Below are 23,846 nucleotides of genomic sequence, written 5' to 3' on the forward strand. Positions count from 1 at the left end.
CGACGCGCGACGCCGTGTTCGCCCAGCAGGCCTTTGCGGCCGCCGGGAGACGGGGCTCGCCGGGGAAACGCGCGGCCCGGTTCGGGGTAACGCAGGAGCGGTAGTAACATCAGATGCGGGTAGCCTTCTTCGTCCTGACACTCGTCTTGTCCGCGACCACGGCCGTGGCCGGGGGCTGGGCGCCGCTGCTTTCGTCCCATTCCTACGGGCCGAAGCGGATCATCGCCGTGGACAAGGAAGCGCAGGAACTGATCGTCCTCGAACAGCAGTCGCCCCTGCACGAGGTGCGCCGCTTCCCCTGCACCACGGGCCAGTCCATGGGCGACAAGGCCGTGGAAGGCGACATGCGCACCCCGGTGGGCGTCTATTTCGTGGGCCACCGCATCAACCGCACGCTGGACTGGGACCTGTACGGCAACATCGCCTATTCCCTCAATTATCCCAACCCCATCGACCGCATCAAGGGCAAGACCGGGTCCGGCATCTGGCTGCACGGCCGGGGCAAGACCTTCCTGCCGCGCGACACCCTCGGCTGCGTGGCCCTGAAGGTCCCGGACATGAAGGACGTGGCCCTGGACGCGGCCTACGGCACCCCGGTGGTCATCGCCGACGACGTCAACTGGTCCCCGGAGCCTGGCGAGAGCGAGGTCACGGCCCTGACCCTGGCCAAGACCCTCGAGGCCTGGGCCCGCGACTGGGGCGCCAAGGACGAGAAATTCTTTTCCTACTACGACGGCCCGCTGCTCGAACAGTCCGAGGGCCTCGACTTCGAGGGGTTCGAGGAGAACAAGCGCAACATCTTCGCCTCCCAGCCCTGGATTCAGGTCATGGTCGGCAACGTCCGGGCCGTGCCCGGCCCCGGCTACTGGGTGACCTGGTTCGACCAGTACTACCGCACCCAGGGCATGGCCTCGACCACGGGCAAGCGGTTCTACTGGGTGCAGGACGAACAGGGCGACTGGCGCATCGCCGGGCGCGAGTACGTCCCGGCCTCGGAGCCGCTGGACGCCCAGTACCTGGCCGCCAAGACCGGGGAGGCCCGCGAGGTGGTCGAGAAGTGGCGCCGCGCATGGCTCGCCGGGGACGTGGCCGCCTACGAGAAATTCTACGAGCCCGACGCCGAGCAAGGGGACCGGCGGGGCGCGACCCGCATCGCCGAATACAAAAAGACGTTGTGGGAGGAGAAACCTCCTGTTACCTTGGAGGTTGATGATCTGAAAGTCGCTTTGCATCCCAAGGGGCTCAAGGTGGCCTTTGACCAGGTGTACGCCGACGCCAGCGGCTATGGGGACAGGGGGCGCAAGACCCTGATCCTGGTACCCGAAGGCGATACCTGGAAAATCGACAGCGAGCAGTGGAGACGGATGAGATGAGCGATTCCAAGTACAGCGTGCTCTTCATGCGCGACGACCGGGACGTGACCCGGTACCGTCTCAGCCCGTTCTGGTTGAAGATGTTCGTCTTCAGCCAGATATTCCTCCTGCTCTGCGCGGCGGGCGGCATTTACATGGGCGTGCGCGGGTTCAGGATCAACGCCGCCCTCCAGTCGGAGAAAAAAGGGCTGGAGCAGAGGCTGGTGGATGCCGAGGTCCGCCTGGAGCGGCTGGGCAACATGGAGAAGATCCTGGAGTCCTACGACCCGGCGGAGCTGCAGTCCCTGCTGTCGGCGGCCACCACCGAGGCCGAGCAGCCCCAGCCGCGCGAAGAGGTCAACCTGAACACGATCTTCACCCGCACCGACACCCGCCAGGTGGGGGTCGAGAACATGCAGGCCAAGCTGTCGGGCCGCAAGCTGACCGTCTCCTTCGAGCTGAACAATCTCCAGGCCTCCAAGTCCATGGCGGGTCAGGCGGATTTCATCTACCTGACCAAGAGCGGCGCGGTCGAGGACGCCGAGACCAACAAGGACGACCTGTCGTTCCAGATCCAACGCTTCAAGCGCATCCAGACCACCTTCCTCCTGCCCGAGGGCATGGAGCGCAAGGACCTGTTCGGGCTGCGTCTTGAGATCAAGGGAAAGGATGGCGATGTCATTTTTGCCGAAACGTATCCCTTCTATCACATTCTGGCTTCCTAGCCTGATCCTTCTCGTCTTCGCCTCCACCGCCCCGGCCGGGTCGTGGGAGCATTCCTTTTTCGCGGGCACCCAATATCCCCTCAAGGTCACCTACCTCCAGGGCGAACAGCCCGGCCCCACGGTCATGGTCCAGGGCGGCATCCAGGGCGACGAGTCCTCGGGATACATCACGGCCCAGCTCCTCTCCCGGTCCACGGTCCTGCGCGGCAACCTGATCGTCCTGCCGCGCGCCAACGTGCCGTCCATCAACCTGTGCAAGCGGCAGATCAACGTGGACATGAACCGGCGCTTCGACCAGAACTACAACCGCTTCTACGAGGACCGCGTGGCCAGGGTCATCCGTTTCCTGCTCAACCAGGCGGACGCCTTCATCCACCTGCACGAGGGCAGCGGCTTCTACAACCCGACCTACGTGGACAACCTGCGCAACCCCAAGCGGTACGGCCAGTCCATCATCGTGGATACCCTGGTCTACAACAAGATCGACCTGGCCCGGACCGTCAACTCGGTGCTGGACGAGCTGAACGACAACATCGACGCCAGCGACTACAAGTTCAAGCTGTTCAACACCCGGACCTTCGACCAGGGGACCAGCTACCCGGAGATGCGCAAGTCCCTGACCTGCTACGCCCTGGCCGAGCACAACATCCCGGCCATGGCCGTGGAGGTCTCCAAGTCCATCACCCAGATCGGCTGGAAGGTCCGCCAGCAGCTGACCGCCACGCGCATGCTCCTGCACCGGCTGGGCGTGGAGCTGACCCCGCCGGAGTTCACGGACGAAGACGTCCAGGCCTATGCCCGCACCGGGGTGGAGGTCCAGGTCAACGGCCGCACGCTCGGCCGCGACGGGGTCATCAACCTGGCCCCGGGCACGACCCTGGCCGTGAAGCCCGTGTCCTCGGGGTCGAGCGAGTTTTCCCCGGAACTGGCCCTGTTCGCCTCGGACCGGCCCGGCGTGAACCTGATCAGCGCCCGGCGCATGGTCCTGGAGCCGTTCTCGGAGCTGGAGCTGCGCTCGGACGGGCGCAAGGTGGCCGAGGCCAAGGTCCGCTGGACCGGCAAGCTGCCGAGCGCGCCCGGCGACGACACCCCGGTGTTCGTCTGCTGGCTCAACGGCAACCCGGTCTTCGTGCGCGACGGCGAGACCCTGCACGCGGTGCTCGGCGATCAGCTCATCCTGGAGGGCATGTGGGGCAGCGACCTCAAGGAGGTCATCAATCTCAAGGGGTTCGTGGCCATCCCCTGGGCCAACAACGGCCAGGACCTGGGCTGGGAGATCATCCTGGACCCGGACAATTTCATGGCCAAGTACGCCCTCGCGTCCGACCGGCCCGGCGCGACCCGTTTCCGGGTGGCCCGCGAGACGCCCGGCGCGCCCGAGGCGAATTTCTACGTGGACATCCGACCGCGCACGGTCCTGGCCCTGCGGCTGGGCGACCGGCACGGCCAGAATCTGCTCGTGCCCTTCATCGCGGGCGGCAGCTATCGCCTGCCCGAGGGCGAGTACGTGTTCGAGTCCGCCTGGAGCAACGGCCCGGACGACAAGCTGCTGGCCACGGCAGGAGACAGGCCCATCGACGAGGGCCAGTCCTTCACCGTGGAGTACAGCCGTCCGCTCGAGCTGACCGTGCGCCAAGCCACGACCTTCGGGGACATCGGGACCATGACCTTCACCGCTGGCGGCCTGGCCAGCCGGGAGACCCCCGGCCTGCGCTAGGACGCGCCGACGGCGTCCGGCCCCACGCGACAAGCCCCCGTCCGGAATCGTCCGGACGGGGGCTTGTCGCGTGGGGGCCGGCGGCGTGGTCAGCCCATGAGCAGGCCGACGAGGACCAGGGGCGCGCCCAGGCAGAGGAGCACGGCCGCGAACGCGCCCGCTCCGTACAGGAACAGCACGGCGGCCACGGCCAGCAGAAGGGTCCCGCAGGTCACGGCCACGCGCGGCGGGAGGGTCATCTTTCGGGCCACGGCATCGCCGGGGCGCTGCACGGCCCGGCCGCAACGGCGGCACTGATGGTCTTGCGGGCGGAGGATCGCCCCACAGCTCAAACACTTCATGGACAGCCCGTTAGCACAGTTCCCTGTTGGAGAAAACCCTTTATTTCGGTGGGTTGAGGGAAGTCTAATCCGTGGCACGGCCGTCCGTGGGATGCAGGAGCCGCCAGCCCCAGACCGCGGCGGTTACGCCGATGAACGCGCCGAAGAGCACGTCCGAGGGGTAGTGCTTCAGGGCCAGGACGCGGCTTATGCCCACGATCACGGCCAGGGCCAGGGCGGGCGTGCGCAGCCTGGGCAGGACCAGCCCCAGGGCGGTCATGGACGAGAAGATGCGCAGGGTGTGGCCCGAGGGGAAGGAACAGTGCATGTAGTCCCCGGCCATGGGGAAGAAGCCGTACACCTGCTTGGTGAAGAGCAGGGGCGGCCGGGCCCGGCCGAAGAGTTCCTTGAGCACGTCGCCCACCAGCATGGCGGAGGCCACGGACAGGCTGACATAGAGCAGGTTGCGCGCGCGGGCCGAGGGCCCGTTGGCCAGCCGGTCCACGGCCCCGGCCAGGAGCATCGCGGCGGCCAGGACGTTGAAGAAAAATTCGTTGGCCGCCTGGGACAGGAGCCCGGCCCCCTTGTGCCAGACCGTGTCGCGCAGGGTCAGGGCGGCCTCGGCCACGGGCCGGTCCACGAACAGGTAGCAGATCACGATGAGCAGTCCGGTGGCCAGGGCGATGAGGCCGGTGCGGGTCAGGAGGGTGCGCATGGTCGGGTTCCTTTCAGGGCGTGCGTCGGGTCGCGCGGGCGGCCTAGTCGTAGATTTCGGGGTTGAGGCAGGTCTCGGGTTTTTTGCCCTCGAGCATGGCCAGCAGGTTGCGGGCGGCCAGCACGGACATGTCCGTGCGCGCCGAGGCCGTGCCCGAGCCTATGTGCGGCAGCAGAACCACGTTGGTCAGTTCGGCCAGGCCGGGGGTCAGGGCGGGTTCGTGTTCGTACACGTCGAGCCCCGCGCCCGCGATCTCGCCCGCCCTGAGGGCCGCGAGCAGGGCCTGCTCGTCGATGACCGGGCCGCGCGCCGTGTTGACGAGGTAGGCGGTCCGCTTCATGCGCCGGAAGGCCTCGGCCCCGAACAGGTGCCGGGTGGAGGGGGTCAGGGGGGTGTGCAGGGAGATGAAGTCCGACTGCTCCAGCAGCTCCTCGAAGGGGACCAGCCGGGCGTTCAGCTCGGCGTCCAGGACCGCGTTCCGGCGGCCCGAGGAGCTGGTGTACAGGACCGGCATGTCGAAGCCCCGGCTCATGCGGGCCATGGCCGTGCCGATGCGGCCCGCGCCGACGATGCCCAGCGTCTTGCCGCTCACGTCTCCGCCGATGAACTGCATGGGACCCCAGCCGGGCCAGTCGCCCGAGCGCATGACCGCGTCCGATTCGACCACCCGCCGGGCCACGGCCAGGAGCAGGGCCCAGGCGCACTCGGCCGTGGCGTTGGTCAGGACATCCGGGGTGTTGGACACGGGAAGTTTGCGCCGGGTGGCCTCGGGCACGTCGATGTTGTCGAAGCCCACGGCGTAGTTGGCGTACCCCTTGAGCCCGGGGGCGGCGTCGAAAAAGGCGGCGTCGATGCGCTCGGTGAGTAGACCGATGACGCCCTGGCAGTCCGCGATGCGCTCGAAGAGTTCCTCGCGGGTCACGGGCCGGTCTTCGGTGTTGACCTCCACGTCGGCCGCCTGCCGGAGCAGGTCGATGCCCGCACGGGGAATCTCCCGGGTGATGTATACCTTGGGTCTGGCCATTGCGCTCTCCTTGGTGTTTTCCGCAGCATGCGGTCCTCTGGCCGCGGAGTCAATGGGCGGGAGTCGACGGGCGGGTGAAAGGACGTGAAAAACCCCCTGTGGGCAAGGCCTCCAGGGGGTTTCACTTTCGTGGTGCGCCCGGCACGATTCGAACGTGCGATCTTTCGGTTCGTAGCCGAATGCTCTATCCAGCTGAGCCACGGGCGCGCTAAGGAAGTGACTATTTATGCCCAAGCGTCCGGGGCGTCAAGGGCTTTTTTCAGGAATTTTTCAGTTTGGTGGTGAAATTGTCCTCCGGGCCGCCGGACAGGGTGGCGGACCGCCCGTCCACGCGGATGAGCTCCACGTCCGGGTTTGCCGCCAGCTCCGCCATCTGCGGGAATTTCATAAGGAAGAGGCGGGTGATGGCCTCCGCTGTCTGGCGCTTCCGGATGGGTGAATAGACCCCCTGGATGGACAGGGCGAGGTCCTGGTCCCGCCGGTCGATCATCAGGCAGACGTGGGGGTGCTCCCGCATGTTGCGGTTTTTCTGCGAGGACGCGGGCGACAGGAAATAGAATTTCATGGCCGCATGGTCCGCGAAGAAGCGCATGAGGGAACAGTGGAGCCGCACGCCGTCCGTGGTGGCCAGCACGCAGGTCTCTTCTCCGGTGATCAGGTCGTCGATGAGGTGCATTTTTTCCTTGCTCATGGAGTTTCCCTACGGCAACTTCAGGAGGTCCGCCATTATAATGGATACCGTGTCATGCCCACCCTCGAAGAAAATATCCTGCACAGCGAAGCCCTGCTGACCGGCCTGCTCGGCCGGTGCGATCCGGTCCGCGTCCGCGTGGCCTGGACCGGGGGCAAGGACTCCACCGTGGTCCTGTTCCTGTGGAAGGCGTTGCTCGGCCAGGCCGGGGCCGGGCCGGTGCGGGCCATCAACCTGGACACGGGCTGCAAGTTCCCGGAGGTCCTGGCCTTCCGCGACCGGATCGCGGCGGAGTGGGGCGTGGACCTGTTCATCGCCCGGCCCGAGGTTCCGCTGGCTGGCTACCCCCTGGCCCGGGACCCGCTGACCTGCTGCCGCGACCTCAAGGTCCTGCCGCTCAAGCGGGCCGTGCGGGAGACCGCCGCCGACTTCCTCCTGACCGGCATCCGCCGGGATGAGCACCCGGACCGCGTCGGACGGCTGGAGCTGGAGGAACGCGACGACCCGCCGCACATCCTGGTCAATCCCCTGCTGGACTGGACGGAGACCGACATCTGGGCCTTCCACGCCCGCTTCGACCTGCCCCATTGCGAACTCTACGACCAGGGCTACCGCTCCCTGGGCTGCCGCCCCTGCACCACGCTCCCGGACGGAGCGGGGGGCGAGCGGTCCGGCCGCTCCAGGGACAAGGAAGCGGTCCTGTCCGCCCTGACCGGCCTGGGCTATTTCTGATCGGAAACCGCCTTGCGCCCGAACGGGCCGGAGGCCCCGCCCAGCGGATCACGGCCCGTTGCCCGGCATATTCCCCGCCGCCTTCTGGGTAATTTCTCCAAAAACGTCATTGTCTAATTTTAATATGTGAATACATATGGTTATGACATTTCAAAGAAAGAATAAAATGTCGAGTTTGGGCCTTGACCTGGGAGTCAACTTTTCCTATGGACAATTGTTTACTAGGCTAAGGGTAAGTGCAAACGCACTGGTTTTCGGTTGGAGGTGAACCGTCTGCCAGGTGCCTGCTGTACTCGTTCTTCATCTTCTGAAACGAGGTCTTCATGTCAAATCTGTTAGTGCTTCTCATCCTGCTGCCGGTGGCGGCGGCGGTGGTCTGCTATTTCGTCCGGTCCGAGGCCGTGCGGAAGCTGACCGTGCTCGCCACCGGAGGCATCCTGACGCTTGCGGCGTTGGGGCTGCTCGCGCAGGGGACGTTTGCGCCGATCGAGGTCGGCTCATTCCTGGGCATCGGCAGCGATTTCCTGGTCACGGTCCTGGATTTCGCCCTGCTGGGTGTCATCTACTTCTACGGTTACAAACACAAGAGCGTGCTCATCCAGGGGTTCACCCTGGCCCAGGTGGTGCTGCTCGCCTGGTTCGAGTCGGTCATGGTCGGCCATGAGGCGGTCCCGGCCCTGGCAGGGGACCAGCTTTCCCTGATCATGGTCCTGGTCATCTCCATCGTCGGCTCGATCATCTGCATCTTCGCCATTCCCTACATGAAGGAACACGAGGCGCACCTGCACCTCAAGAAGTCGCGCCAGCCGAGGTTCTTCTTCTACATGGTCCTGTTCCTGGGGGCCATGAACGGCCTGGTCCTGTCCAACAACATCCTGTGGATGTACTTCTTCTTCGAAGTGACGACCTTCTGTTCGTTCATGCTCATCGGCCACGACGCCACCGAGATCGCCACGAGGAACGCGGTCCGCGCCCTGTGGATGAACGCCCTGGGCGGGCTGGCCTTCGTCATCGGCATGATGCTGGTCTACGGCAAGGCCGGGACCCTGAACATCAGCGCCATGCTGGCGCTGGGTTCCACCGACGCGGCCCTGCTCACCGGGCTGGCCTTCCTCTGCCTGGCCGGGTTCACCAAGGCCGCCCAGGTCCCGTTCCAGTCCTGGCTGCTCGGGGCCATGGTCGCCCCGACCCCGGTCTCCGCGCTGCTGCATTCCTCGACCATGGTCAAGGCGGGCGTGTTCGTGGTCCTCAGGTTCGCCCCGATGTTCGCGGGCACCTTCCTGTCCACGGGCGTGGCCGTTTGCGGCGCGTTCACCTTCCTGGCCTGCTCCGCCCTCGGCGTGGGACAGTCCAACGGCAAGAAGATCCTGGCCTACTCCACGGTGGCCAACCTCGGCCTGATCATCTGCTGCGCGGGCATCAACACCCCGCTGGCCCTGACCGCGGCCCTGATCCTCATCCTCTTCCACGCCATCTCCAAGTCCCTGCTCTTCCTGTGCGTCGGCACCATCGAGCAGGCCATCGGCTCCAGGGACATCGAGGACATGCGCGGCCTGTACGGCACCAACCCCCGCACGGCGCTGATCACCATCATCGGCATCCTGACCATGATGCTGCCGCCGTTCGGCGTGCTGCTCGGCAAGTGGATGGCCATCGAGGCCTCGGCCGACAGCAACATCTTCATCGTCATCATGCTCGCCCTGGGCTCGGCCCTGATGGTCGTGTACCTGGCCCGCTGGGCCGGTTCCATGATGGGCACCCGCGAGCCGGGGGCCAAGACCGAGTCCCAGCCCCTGCTGACCCGGCTGCCGCTCCTGACCCTGTGCCTGGGCGCGGTGGTCCTGTCCCTGGCCTCGCCGTGGATCTACAACTCCCTGCTGGCCCCCTGGATCGGATCCGCGCCGTTCGTGGTCGGTTTCGGCTCCCTGGAATCGGCCCACGGCACCTTCGTGGTCGTGCCGCTGTTCCTGGCCCTGGGCCTGGGGCTGCTCTACGCGGTCAAGGCCGCCTCGGGCTACCGCCACGTGAAGATCATGCCGCCCTACCTGAGCGGGGTGAACTCCCCCTCGGCGGACGGCACCTACGTCGGTCCCATGAACGGCGACGTGCCGTTCTCCTCCGGCAACCTGTACCTGGGCGAGCTGTTCGCTGAAGCCAAGCTCACGCCCATCTTCAACGCACTGGCGGTCGCGCTGATCGTCCTCATGCTGGGAGGGGCGCTCTGATGCAAACACTCATTCTCGTCATCATCGGACTCGTGTGCGCGCCGCTGCTCGGCGGCCTGATCGCCGGTCTGGACCGTCGGATCACCGCCTGGCTCCAGTCCCGGCAGGGTCCTCCGATCACGCAGGCCTTCTATGACGTGGCCAAGCTCTTCGGCAAGGAGAAGATGGTCGTCAACCAGTGGCAGATTCTCTGCGCCTGGGTGTACCTCATCGGCGCGGCCGTGTCCGTGGCCCTGTTCTTCGCCCAGGGCGACCTGCTGCTGATCTTCTTCGTGCAGGCCATCGGCTCGGTCTTCCTGGTCATGGGCGCCCTGTCGGCCAAGTCCCCGTACTCGCAGGTGGGCGCGCAGCGCGAGCTGATGCAGATGCTGGCCTACGAGCCGGTGCTCGTCCTGGTCTTCGTCGGCTTCTACATGGTCACCGGCAGCTTCTCCATCCAGTCCGTCTGGGCCATGGACACGCCGCTTCTGGCCAAGATGCCGCTGCTGTACCTGGCGCTCGGCTTCGCCCTGACCATCAAGCTCATGAAGTCGCCGTTCGACTTCGCCACCTCCCACCACGGCCATCAGGAACTGGTCAAGGGCGTGCTCACCGAGTACTCCGGCCCCTACCTCGGCCTGATCGAGGTCGCCCACTGGTACGAGACCATCCTGGTGCTCGGCCTGTGCGCGCTCTTCTGGCACACCAACGTGGCCTGGATGGTCCTGCTGGTGGCGGCCACCTACCTGCTCGAAATCCTGGTGGACAACACCATGGCCCGCATGACCTGGCGCTGGATGCTCAAGCGCGTCTGGCTGATCGGCATGGGACTGGCGGTCGTTAACCTCATCTGGCTGTATGCGGGGTAAATCATGTTCGGATCATTCATCAAGAAATCTCGCGCCAAGTCACCGTGGATCATGCATTTCGACTGCGGTAGCTGCAACGGCTGCGATATCGAGGTTCTGGCCTGCCTGACCCCCCTGTACGACGTGGAGCGGTTCGGCATCGTCCATGTGGGCAACCCGAAGCACGCCGACGTCCTCCTGGTCACCGGCACGGTCAACCACCGGAACAAGAAGGTGCTCAAGAACCTGTACGACCAGATGCCCGAGCCCAAGGCGGTCATCGCCATCGGCTCCTGCGGCAACACCGGCGGAATCTTCCGCGAGGCCTACAACGTCGTGGGCGGCGTGGACAAGGTCATCCCCGTGGACGTCTACGTCCCCGGCTGTCCGGCCAAGCCCGAGGCCATCATCGACGGCGTCGTGGCCGGACTGGCCAAGTTCGCCCAGAAAGTGGAAGAAGCCAAGTAGCTTCACGCGAGGTAAACAATGCAAGGCAAGATAATCGACGTGACCCTCGACAACGTGGTCGGCGAGGTCATGAACATGAAGAACGACGGGCAGAGGCTGGTCACCTTCTCCACCTACCGGGCGGGGGAGGAGCAGATCGGCATCCTCTACCACTTCGACAAGAACCTGGAAACCACCCACCTGCGGCTTGTCGCCGACATGGACAAGCCCATCCCGAGCGTGTCCGGCGTCTACTTCGCCGCCCTGCTGGTGGAAAACGAAATACGCGACCAGTGGAACGTCAAGTTCGACGGCCTGGTCCTCGACTTCAACCGCACGCTCCTGCTTGACCCGGAGGTGACCCAGGTTCCCCTGGCCTCCAACGTCAAGATCGGGCCCAAGGCATAGGGGGCTGAAATGGCAACTACCGTAATTCCCTTCGGCCCGCAGCATCCCGTCCTGCCCGAACCGGTCCACCTGACCCTCAAGGTCGAGGACGAGATCGTCAAGGAGGCCATCCCGGCCCTGGGCTACGTCCATCGCGGCCTGGAAAAACTGTGCGAAATCCGCGACTTCAACCAGATGATCAACGTCTGCGAGCGTGTCTGCGGCATCTGCTCCATGATCCACGGCACCTGCTACTCCGAGTGCATCGAGGAGCTCATGGGCATCGAGGTCACGGACCGGGCCAAGCTGCTGCGCGTTATCTGGAGCGAGCTGCACCGTGCCCACTCCCACCTGCTCTGGCTGGGCCTGTTCGCCGACGCCTTCGGCTTCGAGGCCCTGTTCATGCAGTTCTGGAAGATCCGCGAGCGGATCATGGACATCAACGAGGCCACCACCGGCTCGCGCGTCATCGTGTCCGTCAACGTCATCGGCGGCGTGCGCACCGACCTCTCCCCGGAGCAGATCCGCTGGATACTGTCCGAGATCGACATCGTGGAGAAGGAGGTCAAGGCCATCCAGGACACCCTGATGAACGAGTACACGGTCAGGGCCCGCACCGTGGGCATCGGCGTGATGACCAAGGAGCAGGCCTGGGAGCTGGGCGCTGCCGGACCGACACTGCGCGGCTCGGGCGTGGCCCAGGACATGCGCATGCTCGGCTACGGCGGCTACTCGTTCCTGGACTTCGAACCCGTGGTCGAGACCTCGGGCGACAGCTGGGCGCGCGGCATGGTCCGCTTCCGCGAAGTGCTCCAGTCCATCGACCTGGTCCGCCAGGCCATCGCCAAGCTGCCCGAGGGCGAGCTGGCCGTGAAGGTCAAGGGCAACCCGCCCGAGGGCGAGGTCTACCACCGGGTGGAGCAGCCGCGCGGCGAGTGCGTCTACTACATCCGGGGCAACGGCACAAAGAACCTGGACCGGCTGCGCATCCGCACGCCCACGTTCGCCAACATCCCGCCGCTCCTGGCCATGCTGCCGGAGTGCGAGCTGGCCGACGTGCCGGTCATCGTGCTGTCCATCGACCCGTGCATCAGCTGCACCGAACGCTAGGAGGACCGCATGCAGTTCACATCCACCGTCATCAAGAACCTGCTCAGGAAGCCCGCCACCCGCAAGTATCCCTACGAGGTGCGCGATCCGTTCCCCAACTACCGGGGCGAGCTGGTCATCGACATCAACAAGTGCATCTTCTGCGGCACCTGCTCGCGCAAATGCCCCAGCCAGTGCATCACCGTGGACAAGGACGCCGGCACCTGGCAGTGCGACCCCTATGCCTGCGTGTACTGCGGCATCTGCCGCGACAGCTGCCCGACCAAGAGCCTGTCAATGAAGGACGTCCACCGCAAGCCGGTGACCGAGAAGGCCGTCTGGATCGAACAGGGCACCCCGCTCAAGCCCAAGCGGGCGGCCGCCTCCAAGGCCGAGCCCAAGGCCAAGCCCGAAGCCAAGCCCGAAGCCAAGCCTGAAGCCAAAGCCGAGGCCAAGCCTGAAGCCAAAGCCGAAGCCAAGGCCAAGGCCGAGCCCAAGGCCGAGAAAAAGGCCAAGAAGGACGACAAATAGCCGTCCCGGCACCATGAACAACAAAGCCCCCGCACATTCCATGCGGGGGCTTTTCTTTCGCTCGATGTATTCGGCAAGGGACACATTCCGTCGCAACGGCCGGGCTCCCGCACCCCGCGCGGCGGCGCCGAAAAGTCCGGAAGGAAGTCCGAAGGAATTCCTTCCTTACAGCTTCTGGTCGATCTCCGCGAAGCAGGGGATGCAGTAGGTCTTTCCGGCGAAGCGGCGGGTGCGCGATTCCATGGTCATCTCGCCGCACCGGGCGCAGGGCAGGCTTTCGAGAACGGCGGCGGGCCTGGGGGGCGGGCAGGTGGCCTGGGTGACGGTGAACATGTCGTCCAGGTCGAGGTCCATGAAATGGCGGATGGCGGCCAGGCGGTCGTCGCCCGGCAGGGGCTGGCCGGTCTCCCGGAGCAGGGCGCGGAAGCCCCGGCCGGTTTTCCGGTCGAAGAAGGAGAAGGCCTTCTTGCCGTAGTCGCGGTGGATGAAGTTGCCCTTGCCGAAGGTGCAGTCCGTCAGGAACTGGATGGCGTCCACGCCGCACATGTCGGTCTCGGCCACGGCCACCAGGTCCAGCCCGTCGAGGTCGCCGAGTTCGCGCCGGGCCAGCTCCACGGCGCGGATGCCGATGGTCAGGCCGGGGCAGTGGTGGCCGTGGAAGCGGATGGCCGCGTCGATGGTTTCCTGGGGCGTGGTGGAGGACATGGCGTGTTTCCTTTGGGTTGCGATGGGGGGGCTTGAGGTTGGGGGACGGGGTCAGGCGGCCGGGACGACCAGCGGGTGGCCCTGGACGGTGTGGATGTTCACGGGCAGCCCGTAGACCTCCTCGACCACGGCGGAGGTGACCTCGCAGGCCGGACCGGCGGAGTGGATGCGCCCGTCCTTGAGGAACAGGACCTTGTCGGCGTAGCGCAGGGCGGTGTTCAGGTCGTGCATGGTCATGATCGCCGCGATGCGGTGTTCGTCCACCACCCGGCGGAGCATGGTCAGGATGTCCACCTGGCTCTTGAGGTCCAGGCTGGAGGTGGGCTCGTCCAGGAGCATGAGGCGCGGCTCCTGGACCAGGGCGCGGGCGATGGCCACCTTTTGCAGCTCCCCGCCCGACAGGCAGTCGATGCAGCGCAGGGCGAGGTGGGCCATGTGCAGCCGCTTCAGGGCGGCATCGACCATCTTCAGGTCGTCCTCGCCCACGCGCCAGACCATGTGCGGCTTGCGGCCCATGAGCACGGCGTCGAACACGGTCAGGCGGGCGGTCTCGCTGCGCTGGGCCACGTAGCCGATGCCCAGCGCGATCTCGTGCGGGCGCAGCTTCAGCACGTCGCGGTCCTCGACCAGGACCTTGCCCGCGCAGGGGGCGTGGATGGCGTTGATGCACTTGAGCAGGGTGGTCTTGCCCACGCCGTTGGGGCCGAGGATGGCCATGAGCTCCCCGCCGTCCAGGTCGAAGCGCACGTCGCGCAGGACCTTGGAGCCGTTGTAGGCGAAGTCGAGGCCGGTCACGGAGAGGATCATCGCCGCTGCCCCCGTATGATGAGATAGATGAAGACCGGCGCGCCCAGGAAGGCGGTCAGGACCGAGACCGGCAGCATGTGCGGGGCCAGGACCAGCCGGGCGGCGGTGTCGGACAGGAGCAGGAGCAGGCCGCCCGCCAGGATGGAGGCGGGCAGCAGGAAGCGGTGGTCCGAGCCGATGACCCGGCGGACCATGTGCGGGACCACCAGGCCGACGAAGCCGATGATGCCCAGGAAGGCGATGATCGCGGCCGTGAGCAGGGAGGCCAGCAGCATGCCGATCATGCGCACCCGGTCCACGCGCACGCCCAGCCCCCGGGCGGTCTCGTCGCCCGCGTCGATGGCGTTGTAGTTCCAGGCGTTGGCCAGAAAATAGAGGGAGGTGGCCAGGGTCACGGCGGCCATGACCCCCAGCTCGGACCAGGAGGCCCTGGCCGTGTCGCCGAAGGTCCAGAAGACCATGGCCGCCAGCTGCACGTCGTCGGCGAAGAATTGCAGGAGCATGGTCCCGGCGGTGAACAGGGCGTTCAGGGCCACGCCGGCCAGGATCATGACCTCGGGGGAGGAGCCGCGCAGCCGGGACATGGCCACGATGACGGAGGCGGTGCCCAGGCTGAACAGGAAGGCCACGCCCGTGGTCAGGTAGGGATGGGTGATGTTCACGGCGTCCGCGTTGGTGGAGCCCATGATCCCGCCGCCCAGGATCATGACCGCGAAGGCCGCGCCGAAGGCCGCCGCGTGGGAGATGCCCAGGGTCAGGGGGGAGCCCAGCGGGTTGCGCAGGACGGACTGCATGACCGCGCCCGCCACGGCCAGCCCGGCACCGGCCACGATGGAGGCCAGGGCCTGGGGCAGGCGGATGTTCCAGACGATCACGTCGAACCGCTTGGACACGGCCCAGCCCATGAGGGTTCGGCTCACGCCGGCCACGGGGATGTGCGCCGCGCCGAGGGAGATGGAGACCACCAGGGCCAGGGCGAGGAGCCCGCCGGTCAGGCCGACGGCGGCCAGCTTGAGCCCGATGTAGCGCCGGTACTCGGCGGGCACCTGTCCGTCGGAGAAGTGCATCTACTTCACCGGCACCGGCTGGAAGGCCATGCCCTTGAACAGTTCGTTCATGTCCTTGAAGACCGGCTTGCCCACCAGGAAGGTGTAGATCTCGTCGGCCTTGGCCGCCGGGTCCACGTCGGCGAAGCGGGTGGGGTAGAGGACCTTGCCGATGAAGTAGGCGTCGGCCAGGATGGAGCCGAAGTTCTGGGTGTACCAGTTGTAGGGCAGCACGCCGTAGACGCGGCCCTCCTTGACGGCGGAGAGCATGCGGTAGGCCGGGTCCGTGCGCAGCTCGAACAGGCCGCCCGCGTCGTCGCCCATCTGGAGGGTGGCCAGGTCCAGGAAGAGCACGTCCGGGTTCCACTCGACGATCTTTTCCTTGGCGATGTCCGACTGGGCCAGGCCCTGGCCCGCCTTGCCCGCCTCGTAGGCCAGGTTGACGGCGTTGACGAACTGGAAGGGCGGGTAGGCGGGCTCCGTGGACTGGAAGCCGTGGGGACCCCGGAAGGCCACGCCGCCCAGGTAGACCGTGGACCGCTCCTGGCCGGGCACGTCGCCCGTGCGCCGGCCGAGGTCTTCGATGAGCCCCTCCATGTACTTGATGACCGCCTCGGCGCGCTCTTCCCGGCCCAGGACCCTGGCCATGAGGCGCAGGCTCTTGTACAGGGCGGGCCGTTTCTCGCCCAGGTTGCCGTAGTCCAGAACCACCACCGGGATGCCGGTCTTGTCCTGGAGTTCGCGGGGGTCGTAGCCCATGGACGAGGTGTAGGTCTTGAAGATGACCTGGGGCTGGGGCTCCAGGGTCAGGATCAACTCGGGGTTGTCGTGGCCCCGGAACTCCCCGAAGATGGGCATCTTTCTGAACTGGGGGTTGGCCAGGGCGTATGGCCGGGCGTCGAACTTCCGGCGGCGCGTCTCGATGTCGTCCACGGCCACGATGCGGTCCTGGGCCCCGAGGTAGGTCAGCAGCCGCAGGCAGCCGGAACCGGAACAGATGACGTGGTCGATCCTGTCCGGGAGGTCGTTGGTCCGGCCCACGCAGTCGGTCAGGGTGCGGGCCGCGCCCGTGGACGGTGCGGCCAGGACGAGCAGGAGAATGGCGCAGATGAGATGAAGTTTTTTCATTTAGACACCTTGTAGAGCATACAAATTTGTGTTTCAAACACAAAAATTGCTACGAATATGAAATCTGTAATACTACGCTGTTCCTAAATAAAAGGGACCGGCACGTCAAGAGGGAAATGAAAACGGACTGTTGGGGTTGGCTACCGCCCGAAGGGACGGACCCGGACCATGGGGGGGCGCCGGTCGGGGTGGGGCGGGGTGGTTCGCCGCCCGTGCCGTTGTTTGGCGTGTTGTCGGCCGGGTGGCGGACCGGGCCGCGTTTCCCCCTGCCGGGCCCCTTGGCTTGGCAACGGAAATTGCGTAACGTGCGTGTCCTTATGCAGCGAAAACAGACAAGAGTCGTGAACATCGGGGGCGTGGGCATCGGCGGGGACAACCCGGTCCGGGTCCAGTCCATGTGCAACACGGACACGCGCGACGTCCCGGCCACCCTGGCCCAGATCGACCGGCTGGCCGAGGCCGGGTGCGAGATCGTGCGCCTGGCCGTGCCCGACGAGGCGGCGGCCGCCGTGCTCGCCGACATCCGCAGACAGTCTCCGGTGCCGCTCATCGCGGACATCCATTTCGACCACCGGCTGGCCCTGGCCGCGCTGGACGCGGGCTTCGACGGGCTGCGCATCAACCCCGGCAACATCGGGGACGAGGCCAAGGTGGACGCCGTGGTCCGGGCGGCCAAGGCGTGCGGCACGCCCATCCGTATCGGGGTCAACGGCGGGTCCCTGGAAAAGGACCTGCTCAGGCAATACGGCGGCCCCACGCCCGAGGCCATGGTCGAGTCGGGCCTGCGGCACGTGCGCATGCTCGAGGCGCGCGATTTCCACGACATCAAGATATCGCTCAAGACCTCGTCCGTGCTCAAGACCGTGGCGGCCTACCGGCTCATGTCCGAGCAGGTGGACTACCCCCTGCACATCGGCATCACCGAGGCGGGCACGCTGGTGCGCGGCGCGGTCAAGTCCTCGGTGGGGCTCGGCATCCTCCTCTACGAGGGCATCGGCGACACCATGCGCGTGTCCCTGACCCATGACCCCGTGGCCGAGATCGGCGTGGCCTACGAGATCCTGCGCAGCTTGGGCTTGCGGGAACGCGGCCCGGAGATTATATCCTGCCCCACCTGCGGCCGCACGGAGATCGGCCTGATCGACCTGGCCGAGCAGGTTGAGGCGGCGCTGAGGGGCGTCGAAGAGGTCTTCACCGTGGCCGTCATGGGCTGCGTGGTCAACGGGCCGGGCGAGGCGAAAGAGGCCGACATCGGCATCGCCGGGGGCCGCGACCTGGGCATCATCTTCCGCAAGGGCGAGGTGGTCCGCAAGGTCAGGGGCAACGCCAACCTGCTGCCCGAATTCATGAAAGAGATCGAGAAATTTCTGGAAGAAAGGAGAACCGACTAGATGCGTCTTTCCCGCTACTACATCCCGACCCTGAAGGAGGACCCGGCCGACGCCGAGGTGGTCTCCCACAAGCTCCTGATGCGCGCGGGCATGATCCGCAAGCTGACCAGCGGCATCTACAACTACCTGCCGCTGGGGCTGCGCGCCATCAACAAGGTGGCCCAGATCGTGCGCGAGGAGATGAACCGCGCGGGCGCGCTTGAGGTGCTCCTGCCCACGGTCCAGCCCGCCGACCTGTGGAGGGAGACCGGCCGTTGGGACTACTACGGCAAGGAACTGCTCCGGTTCAAGGACCGCAACGACCGCGACTATTGCCTCGGCCCCACCCACGAGGAGGTCATCACCGACCTGGTGCGCGGGGAGATCAAGTCCTACAAGCAGCTGCCGGTCAACCTCTACCAGGTCCAGACCAAGTTTCGCGACGAGATCCGCCCCCGGTTCGGGCTCATGCGCGGCCGCGAGTTCATCATGAAGGACGGCTACTCCTTCGACAAGGACGAGGCGGGGGCCGAGCAGTCCTACTGGGACATGTTCAACGCCTACAAGGCCGCCTTCACCCGCATCGGCCTGCGCTTCAAGCCGGTCCAGGCGGACTCCGGGGCCATCGGCGGGAGCTTTTCCCATGAATTCATGGTCCTGGCCGAGACCGGCGAGGACACCATCGCCTCCTGCCTGTCCTGCGACTTCGCGGCCAACCTGGAGAAGGCCAAGGTCAACGCCCCCAAGGGCGCGCCCGCCGACGAGTCGGTCGTGCCGCTCATGGAGGAGGTCGCCACCCCCGGCGCGCACACCGTGGAGGAGGTCTGCACCTTCCTCGGCATTCCCGCCGACAGGCTGGTCAAGACCCTGCTCTTCGTGGTGGACGGCAAGCCCGTGGCCGGGCTGGTGCGCGGCGACCGCGAGCTGAACGACGTCAAGCTGCGCAACCTGGTGGGCGGCAACGAGATCGAGCTGGCCGACGAGGCCCTGGTCCGCAAGCTGACGGGCGCGCCCGTGGGCTTTGCCGGTCCCGCCGGGCTGGACCCCGAGGTGCCGATCTATGCCGACCACGAGCTGCTGGCCGGGACCGACTGGGTGGCCGGAGCCAACAAGGGCGACACCCACGTCCTGCACCTGGCGCTGGGCCGCGACTGCGACATCGTCCAGTATGCGGACCTGCGGGTCATCGAGCCCACGGACGCCTGCCCGGAATGCGGCGGCGCCATCGAGTTCACCAAGGGCATCGAGGTGGGCCACGTGTTCAAGCTCGGGCTCAAGTATTCCAAGAAGATGGAAGCCACCTTCCTGGACGAGAACGGCAAGTCCCAGTACATGATCATGGGTTGCTACGGCATCGGCGTTTCGCGCATCGTGGCCTCGGCCATCGAGCAGAACTTCGACGAGAACGGCTGCTGCTTCCCGCCGTCCATCGCGCCCTTCGAGGTCTGCCTGATCTCGCTCGGCGGCAAGGACCAGGACGTGGCCGACAAGGCCGAGGAGCTCTATGCCGAACTGATGAAGCTCGGCGTGGACGTGGCCTTCGACGACCGGGGCGAGCGTCCCGGCGTCAAGTTCGCCGAGGCCGATCTGATCGGCTACCCCATGCAGCTGGTGCTCGGCGGCAAGGGCCTCAAGAACGGCATCATCGAGGCCAAGGACCGCAAGACCGGCGAAAAGGTCGAGCTGCCCCTCGACACCTTCGCCGCGTCCTTCGCCGACTGGCGAAATCAGATCTGGAATAACTGGGGACTTGAGACCCCATAGATTCCGGACATATATCGTCATGCCAACCCGGCGCGGAATCGACCGCGCCGGGTTTTTTTATTGTCGGTCCGGTCCGCCGGGTGGTATGCCACGGATTGACCGGACACAACCTTCGGGAGAGAGAGAAAATGACGTTGGAAAGTGGAATCGCGCTGGCATTGGCCACGCTGGTGTTCGCGTGCATACCAGGGCCGGGGATTTCGGCCGTGGTGGCGCAGTCCCTGGCGCGCGGGTTCAAGGCCGGGGCGGGGTTCACCTGCGGGCTGGCCCTGGGCGATGTGTGTTACCTGCTCACGGCCCTGTTCGGCATGGGCTGGGTCGCCTCGCAGATCGGGCCGTATTTCGCGGTCCTCAAGTGGGCGGGCGCGGCCTATCTCATCTACATGGGCGTGAAGTGCTGGCGGGCCAGGCCGAATTTCGAACAGGCGCGGTGCGATCTGCCGGTCCGTCCGGGCCGCAGCTTCCTGGCCGGGCTGTGCGTGACGCTCGGCAACCCCAAGGCCATCGCCTTTTATTGCGGTTTCCTGCCCGGCTTCGTGGACATGGCGTCCCTGACCGCCACCGACGTGGCTTTGGTCATGGGCATCATCGTCCCGATCATCGGTACGGTCCCGCTGGTCTACGCCTGGCTGGCCGCGCGCGGCCGCAACGCCATCCGCTCGACACGGCTGTGGAAGATCATGAACCGCACGGCGGGCACGATCATGATCGGCGCGGGCGCGGCCATCGCGTCGGAGTAGTCACTGTAATGTAAATCAACCGCCCCCGTCCCCCTCCCACCCCGCGAAGCGGCGATAAAAAGTTTAGGAAAGGAAGGGGATGGGGGTCCGGGGGAAGGGGAAGGAAAAGCCCTTTTCAAAGGGTTTTCCTTCCCCTTCCCCCGGCCGCCGGAGGCATCTTTGTCCAACATTCTGACCGTTTCCGAGCTGACCAAGTCCGTCAAGGCGCTGCTGGAGGCCGAGTTCCCGTTCGTGTGGGTGCGGGGGCAGGTCAGCAATCTGGCGCGTCCGGCGTCCGGGCACGTGTATTTCACGCTGACGGACGGGGACGCGGCGCTGTCGGTGGTCTGGTTCAAGTCCTCGCAGCGGTCGGCCGAACCGGTCCGGCAGGGCGGGGACATGGTCAACCCGCTGACCGGGGAGATCGAGGAGACCGAGGGCGGCACGGCGCTGACCGGGAGCGGCCTGGAGGACGGCCTGGAGGTGCTCTGCGCCGGGCGGCTGAACGTGTACGAGCCGCGCGGCCAGTACCAGCTGGTGGCCGAACTGGTCCAGGCCCGGGGCGTGGGCGACCTGGCCGTGGCCTTCGAGGCGCTGAAGAAGAAACTGGCGGAGAAGGGATATTTCGACGAGGACCGCAAGCTCGGCCTGCCGCGCGACCCCAGGCGGGTGGCGGTGATCACCTCGAAATCCGGGGCGGCCATCCGGGATTTCCTGCGCATCGCGGACACGCGCGGCACCGGGGCCGAAATACGGATTTATCCGGTGCTGGTCCAGGGCGACCGCGCGCCGGGCCAGATTGCGGCGGCGCTGGACCTGGTGGACGCCGAGGGCTGGGCCGAGGTGGCCGTGCTTATCCGGGGTGGCGGATCGCTGGAGGATTTGTGGGCCTTCAACACCGAGGCGGTGGCGGACGCCATCTACCGGGCGCGGCTGCCGGTGCTGACCGGCGTGGGCCACGAGCCGGACGTGTCCATCGCGGATTTCGTGGCCGACAAGCGCGCGGCCACCCCGTCCCACGCGGCCCAGGAGCTGTGGCCCAGGCGCGAGACCCTGGCCCAGCGGGTGGACGCGCTGGACCTGGGGTTGAACCGGGCCTATGAGGGCTGGCTGTCGGACAAGGCGGGGGCGTTCGAGCAGTTGCGCAAGGCGCTGGTCTGGCTGTCGCCCGCCCGGCGACTGGAGCGCATGGAGGACCGCTTTTCCGCGCTCATGGCCCGTTTGCAGGGGGCCGGGCTGGACCACTATTTCGACCGGGCCGGGGAGACCGTGCGCGCGGCCGAGGGACTGGACCGCGCCTTCGGCACGCACCGGCTGGACGGCCTGTCGCGCGACGCGGCCGGGCTGGCGCGCCGCCTGGAACGGGCCTTCGGACCGGAGCGGGTGGACCGGCTGGCCGAGGGCGTGGCCGGGCTCGGCCAGCGGCTGACCTCATCCGGGCAGGGGCGGCTGGACGGCATGGCCCAGCGGCTGGCCGTGCTGGAGACCGGACTGCGCGGGCTGGACCCGGAAGGGCCGCTCGAACGCGGCTACGCCCTGGTGCGCGTGGCCGGGACCGGCGAATTTCTGCGCGACCCGAGACGGGTGACGAAGGGCGACGCACTTGATATCACGGTCCGTGACGGCCGCGTGGCGGCCACGGTCACGGACACTCGACCCAACGAGGAATGACGGTTTATGCGACGGTTTTTGTGGATGGTGTTTATGGCGGCCCTGCTGGGCCTTCCCCTGAACGGACCGGTCCGGGCCGCCGACGCGATGTCCGCTCTGGTGCTGGCCGCACCGCGCAGCGCCGGGGTGGGCAAGGCTTTCCTGGTGCGGCTGACCTCGGATCGGCCGCTGGCGGCCGTATCCGTGCGCTGGCAGGGGCGCGAGGTGGCCCCGTCCGTCTCGGTCTGGAACGGCCATCACGTGGCCCTGGCCATGCTCGGCACGGACGTGCTCACCGAACGGCCCGGCAAGGAGGAGCTGGTGGTCACGGCCTCGGTGGACGGGCGGGAGCGGACCCTGCGCCGGACCGTGCGCATCACTCCGGAGGACTATCCGAAGCAGGAGCTGACCCTGCCCGAGAAGATGGTCACCCCGCCCAAGGACGTCCACGCCCGCATCGCGGCCGAGGGCGAGCAGACCTCGGCGGCAAAGCGCACGGTCTCGGCCGTGCGGCAGTGGCACCTGCCGCTGGAGCGGCCCGTGGACGGCGTCGTCCTGTCCGTCTATGGGTCGCAGCGCATCCTCAACGGCAAGCCCAGGAACCCGCATCGGGGGCTCGATTTCCGCTCGGCCAAGGGCAACCCGGTCAGGTGCGTGGACGACGGCCGGGTCATCCTGGTGGGCGACCACTACTACGCGGGCAACTCGGTCTACGTGGACCACGGCAACGGGGTGGTCTCCATGTACTTCCACCTGTCCGAGTCCACGGTGAAGGTCGGCGACGCGGTCAGGCGCGGCCAGACCATCGGCCTGACGGGCATGACCGGCCGGGCCACCGGGCCGCACCTGCACTTCTCCCTGTCGGTCCAGGGCGACCTGGTCGATCCCGCGCCGCTCTTCCGGGACTCGGCAGACAGCCTGCTGCAATGACGGATTGTCGATAGATTTCGATGAGTTCGCACACGCATTTTCAACGGCGGCTTTGGCCGCTCCTGTATGCCCTCGCCTTTCTGGCCTGCCTGTCGGCCACGGCCGAGGCCGGGGACATGGTCGAGGTCCTGGCCCCGGAGCGGGTCGGGACGGGCAAGCCGTTCCTGGTGCGCATCGCCACCTGGTACCCGTTGGAGGACCTGGAGGTGCGCTGGAACGGGCGCGGCGTGCACCCGTCCGTGACCCGGACCGGCGAACAGTCCGAGGCCGAGGTCCTGCTCGGCGCGGACCTGCGCGGCGAGCCCGGCGACCATTCCGTGGAGGTCGTGGCCCGCATCTGGGGGCATGAGCGGCGTTTTTCGCGGACCGTCGAGGTCGTCGAGTCCCAATGGGAGACCGAGACCCTGACCGTGCCTCCGAAGATGGTCCGTCCGCCGGAGTCCGAGCGGGCGCGCATCGAGGGGGAACGCGAGATGCTGCGGGCCGCCCTGGCCGAGGTCTCGCCCGAGCGGTACTGGACCGTTCCCTTTTTCCGGCCGGTCAGGGGCAGGATGCTCAGCCGGTTCGGGCTGTTCCGGACCTTCAACGGCAACGTGGCCGCCCGGCACACGGGCCTGGATTTCCGGGCCTGGCTCGGCACGCCCATCCATGCCGCGGCCGCCGGAAGAGTTGTCCTTGTCCACGCTTTCTATTATGGCGGAAACAGCGTCCTCGTGGACCACGGCAACGGATTTTTCACCCTGTATTGCCACCTGTCCGAGACAAGCGTACGGGAAGGCGATATGGTCGAGGCCGGCCGGGTGGTCGGCCTGTCCGGGGCCACCGGGCGGGTCACGGGCGCGCACCTGCACCTGGCCGCCTTCGTGCTCGGCGCAGTGGTCGATCCGGAGGTTTTATTCCAGACGTCCGGCGACAATATGCCGGAATTGTGGAAGATTGATTAAT

The 23,846-nt window shown here is 66.7% G+C and carries 24 protein-coding genes and 1 tRNA gene; 16 read left to right on the top strand and 9 right to left on the bottom strand.

Annotation, left to right across the window (positions count from 1 at the left end; translation table 11 throughout):
* Window positions 1–113: 113 nt before the first annotated feature.
* The 3 genes from DND132_RS15020 to DND132_RS15030 are packed head-to-tail and all read left to right on the top strand — an operon-like array spanning window position 114 to window position 3,794.
* Window positions 114–1,373, top strand: a complete 1,260-nt coding sequence (locus DND132_RS15020; protein WP_014323611.1) for a L,D-transpeptidase family protein — start codon at window positions 114–116, stop codon at window positions 1,371–1,373.
* Entirely contained in the window at window positions 1,370–2,077 is a 708-nt protein-coding gene (locus tag DND132_RS15025; RefSeq protein WP_014323612.1) for a hypothetical protein, read from the top strand. The genes DND132_RS15020 and DND132_RS15025 overlap by 4 nt, the downstream gene beginning before the upstream one ends.
* Window positions 2,028–3,794, top strand: coding sequence for a M14/M99 family metallopeptidase (locus tag DND132_RS15030; protein WP_014323613.1), 1,767 nt, complete (start codon window positions 2,028–2,030; stop codon window positions 3,792–3,794). The genes DND132_RS15025 and DND132_RS15030 overlap by 50 nt, the downstream gene beginning before the upstream one ends.
* Before the next feature lie 89 nt (window positions 3,795–3,883).
* Here DND132_RS15030 and DND132_RS18605 read toward each other — a convergent pair whose 3' ends face one another.
* The 5 genes from DND132_RS18605 to DND132_RS15050 form a co-directional block, all read right to left on the bottom strand.
* On the bottom strand, window positions 3,884–4,045 hold the full coding sequence (locus DND132_RS18605) for a hypothetical protein (RefSeq protein ID WP_190275289.1): 162 nt from the start codon (window positions 4,043–4,045) through the stop codon (window positions 3,884–3,886).
* 154 nt (window positions 4,046–4,199) lie between these two features.
* Entirely contained in the window at window positions 4,200–4,829 is a 630-nt protein-coding gene (locus DND132_RS17840) for a phosphatase PAP2 family protein (protein ID WP_014323615.1), read from the bottom strand.
* Window positions 4,830–4,872: 43 nt separating this feature from the next.
* Window positions 4,873–5,853, bottom strand: a complete 981-nt coding sequence (locus DND132_RS15040) for a 2-hydroxyacid dehydrogenase (protein WP_014323616.1) — start codon at window positions 5,851–5,853, stop codon at window positions 4,873–4,875.
* 130 nt (window positions 5,854–5,983) lie between these two features.
* Window positions 5,984–6,060, bottom strand: a tRNA-Arg gene (locus DND132_RS15045).
* A gap of 52 nt (window positions 6,061–6,112) precedes the next feature.
* A complete protein-coding gene (locus DND132_RS15050; RefSeq protein ID WP_014323617.1) occupies window positions 6,113–6,544 on the bottom strand; it encodes a pyridoxamine 5'-phosphate oxidase family protein in 432 nt (143 codons plus the stop codon).
* Window positions 6,545–6,598: 54 nt separating this feature from the next.
* On the opposite strand from DND132_RS15050, the gene DND132_RS15055 reads away from it, so the two are divergent.
* From DND132_RS15055 to DND132_RS15085, 7 genes are all read left to right on the top strand, one after another.
* Window positions 6,599–7,276, top strand: a complete 678-nt coding sequence (locus DND132_RS15055; protein WP_014323618.1) for a phosphoadenosine phosphosulfate reductase family protein — start codon at window positions 6,599–6,601, stop codon at window positions 7,274–7,276.
* Window positions 7,277–7,599: 323 nt separating this feature from the next.
* Window positions 7,600–9,501 carry an NADH-quinone oxidoreductase subunit 5 family protein gene (locus DND132_RS15060; protein WP_014323619.1) on the top strand — a complete coding sequence of 634 codons (1,902 nt, stop codon included), beginning with the start codon at window positions 7,600–7,602 and terminating at the stop codon, window positions 9,499–9,501.
* On the top strand, window positions 9,501–10,349 hold the full coding sequence (locus DND132_RS15065; RefSeq protein WP_014323620.1) for a respiratory chain complex I subunit 1 family protein: 849 nt from the start codon (window positions 9,501–9,503) through the stop codon (window positions 10,347–10,349). Before DND132_RS15060 ends, DND132_RS15065 begins: the two co-directional genes overlap by 1 nt.
* 3 nt (window positions 10,350–10,352) lie before the next feature.
* Window positions 10,353–10,796, top strand: a complete 444-nt coding sequence (locus tag DND132_RS15070; protein ID WP_014323621.1) for an NADH-quinone oxidoreductase subunit B family protein — start codon at window positions 10,353–10,355, stop codon at window positions 10,794–10,796.
* A gap of 18 nt (window positions 10,797–10,814) precedes the next feature.
* The gene (locus DND132_RS15075; RefSeq protein WP_014323622.1) at window positions 10,815–11,183 is read left to right on the top strand and encodes an NADH-quinone oxidoreductase subunit C; all 369 of its coding nucleotides are present in this window, start codon (window positions 10,815–10,817) and stop codon (window positions 11,181–11,183) included.
* Between the two features lie 9 nt (window positions 11,184–11,192).
* On the top strand, window positions 11,193–12,272 hold the full coding sequence (locus tag DND132_RS15080) for a hydrogenase large subunit (protein ID WP_014323623.1): 1,080 nt from the start codon (window positions 11,193–11,195) through the stop codon (window positions 12,270–12,272).
* A gap of 9 nt (window positions 12,273–12,281) precedes the next feature.
* Window positions 12,282–12,782 (top strand): 4Fe-4S binding protein, encoded by a 501-nt coding sequence (locus tag DND132_RS15085; protein WP_014323624.1) that lies wholly within the window; start codon window positions 12,282–12,284, stop codon window positions 12,780–12,782.
* Window positions 12,783–12,947: 165 nt separating this feature from the next.
* On the opposite strand, the gene DND132_RS15090 is transcribed toward DND132_RS15085, so the two are convergent.
* Genes DND132_RS15090 through DND132_RS15105 form a run of 4 tightly spaced genes read right to left on the bottom strand, consistent with a single transcriptional unit; the run spans window position 12,948 to window position 16,468 of the window.
* Window positions 12,948–13,487 (bottom strand): FmdE family protein, encoded by a 540-nt coding sequence (locus DND132_RS15090; RefSeq protein WP_014323625.1) that lies wholly within the window; start codon window positions 13,485–13,487, stop codon window positions 12,948–12,950.
* Between the two features lie 51 nt (window positions 13,488–13,538).
* Window positions 13,539–14,294: an ABC transporter ATP-binding protein gene (locus DND132_RS15095; RefSeq protein ID WP_014323626.1), complete on the bottom strand. Its 756-nt coding sequence runs from the start codon at window positions 14,292–14,294 to the stop codon at window positions 13,539–13,541.
* Window positions 14,291–15,361 carry a FecCD family ABC transporter permease gene (locus tag DND132_RS15100; RefSeq protein ID WP_014323627.1) on the bottom strand — a complete coding sequence of 357 codons (1,071 nt, stop codon included), beginning with the start codon at window positions 15,359–15,361 and terminating at the stop codon, window positions 14,291–14,293. Before DND132_RS15100 ends, DND132_RS15095 begins: the two co-directional genes overlap by 4 nt.
* Window positions 15,362–16,468, bottom strand: a complete 1,107-nt coding sequence (locus DND132_RS15105) for an iron ABC transporter substrate-binding protein (protein ID WP_014323628.1) — start codon at window positions 16,466–16,468, stop codon at window positions 15,362–15,364.
* Window positions 16,469–16,785: 317 nt separating this feature from the next.
* On the opposite strand from DND132_RS15105, the gene ispG reads away from it, so the two are divergent.
* The 6 genes from ispG (at window position 16,786) to DND132_RS15135 (ending at window position 23,845) form a co-directional block, all read left to right on the top strand.
* Window positions 16,786–17,859, top strand: coding sequence for a flavodoxin-dependent (E)-4-hydroxy-3-methylbut-2-enyl-diphosphate synthase (ispG, locus tag DND132_RS15110; protein WP_014323629.1), 1,074 nt, complete (start codon window positions 16,786–16,788; stop codon window positions 17,857–17,859).
* Window positions 17,860–19,602 (top strand): proline--tRNA ligase, encoded by a 1,743-nt coding sequence (locus tag DND132_RS15115; protein ID WP_014323630.1) that lies wholly within the window; start codon window positions 17,860–17,862, stop codon window positions 19,600–19,602. It abuts the gene before it with no gap.
* Between the two features lie 128 nt (window positions 19,603–19,730).
* Window positions 19,731–20,342 carry a LysE family translocator gene (locus DND132_RS15120; protein ID WP_014323631.1) on the top strand — a complete coding sequence of 204 codons (612 nt, stop codon included), beginning with the start codon at window positions 19,731–19,733 and terminating at the stop codon, window positions 20,340–20,342.
* A gap of 159 nt (window positions 20,343–20,501) precedes the next feature.
* Window positions 20,502–21,992, top strand: coding sequence for an exodeoxyribonuclease VII large subunit (gene xseA, locus DND132_RS15125; RefSeq protein WP_014323632.1), 1,491 nt, complete (start codon window positions 20,502–20,504; stop codon window positions 21,990–21,992).
* A 33-nt stretch (window positions 21,993–22,025) separates the two neighbouring features.
* Window positions 22,026–22,901, top strand: a complete 876-nt coding sequence (locus DND132_RS15130; protein ID WP_238528176.1) for a M23 family metallopeptidase — start codon at window positions 22,026–22,028, stop codon at window positions 22,899–22,901.
* Window positions 22,902–22,921: 20 nt separating this feature from the next.
* Window positions 22,922–23,845 carry a M23 family metallopeptidase gene (locus DND132_RS15135; RefSeq protein ID WP_014323634.1) on the top strand — a complete coding sequence of 308 codons (924 nt, stop codon included), beginning with the start codon at window positions 22,922–22,924 and terminating at the stop codon, window positions 23,843–23,845.
* Window position 23,846: the final 1 nt, after the last annotated feature.

It is taken from the genome of Pseudodesulfovibrio mercurii, from assembly GCF_000189295.2.
GTDB lineage: Bacteria > Desulfobacterota > Desulfovibrionia > Desulfovibrionales > Desulfovibrionaceae > Pseudodesulfovibrio > Pseudodesulfovibrio mercurii.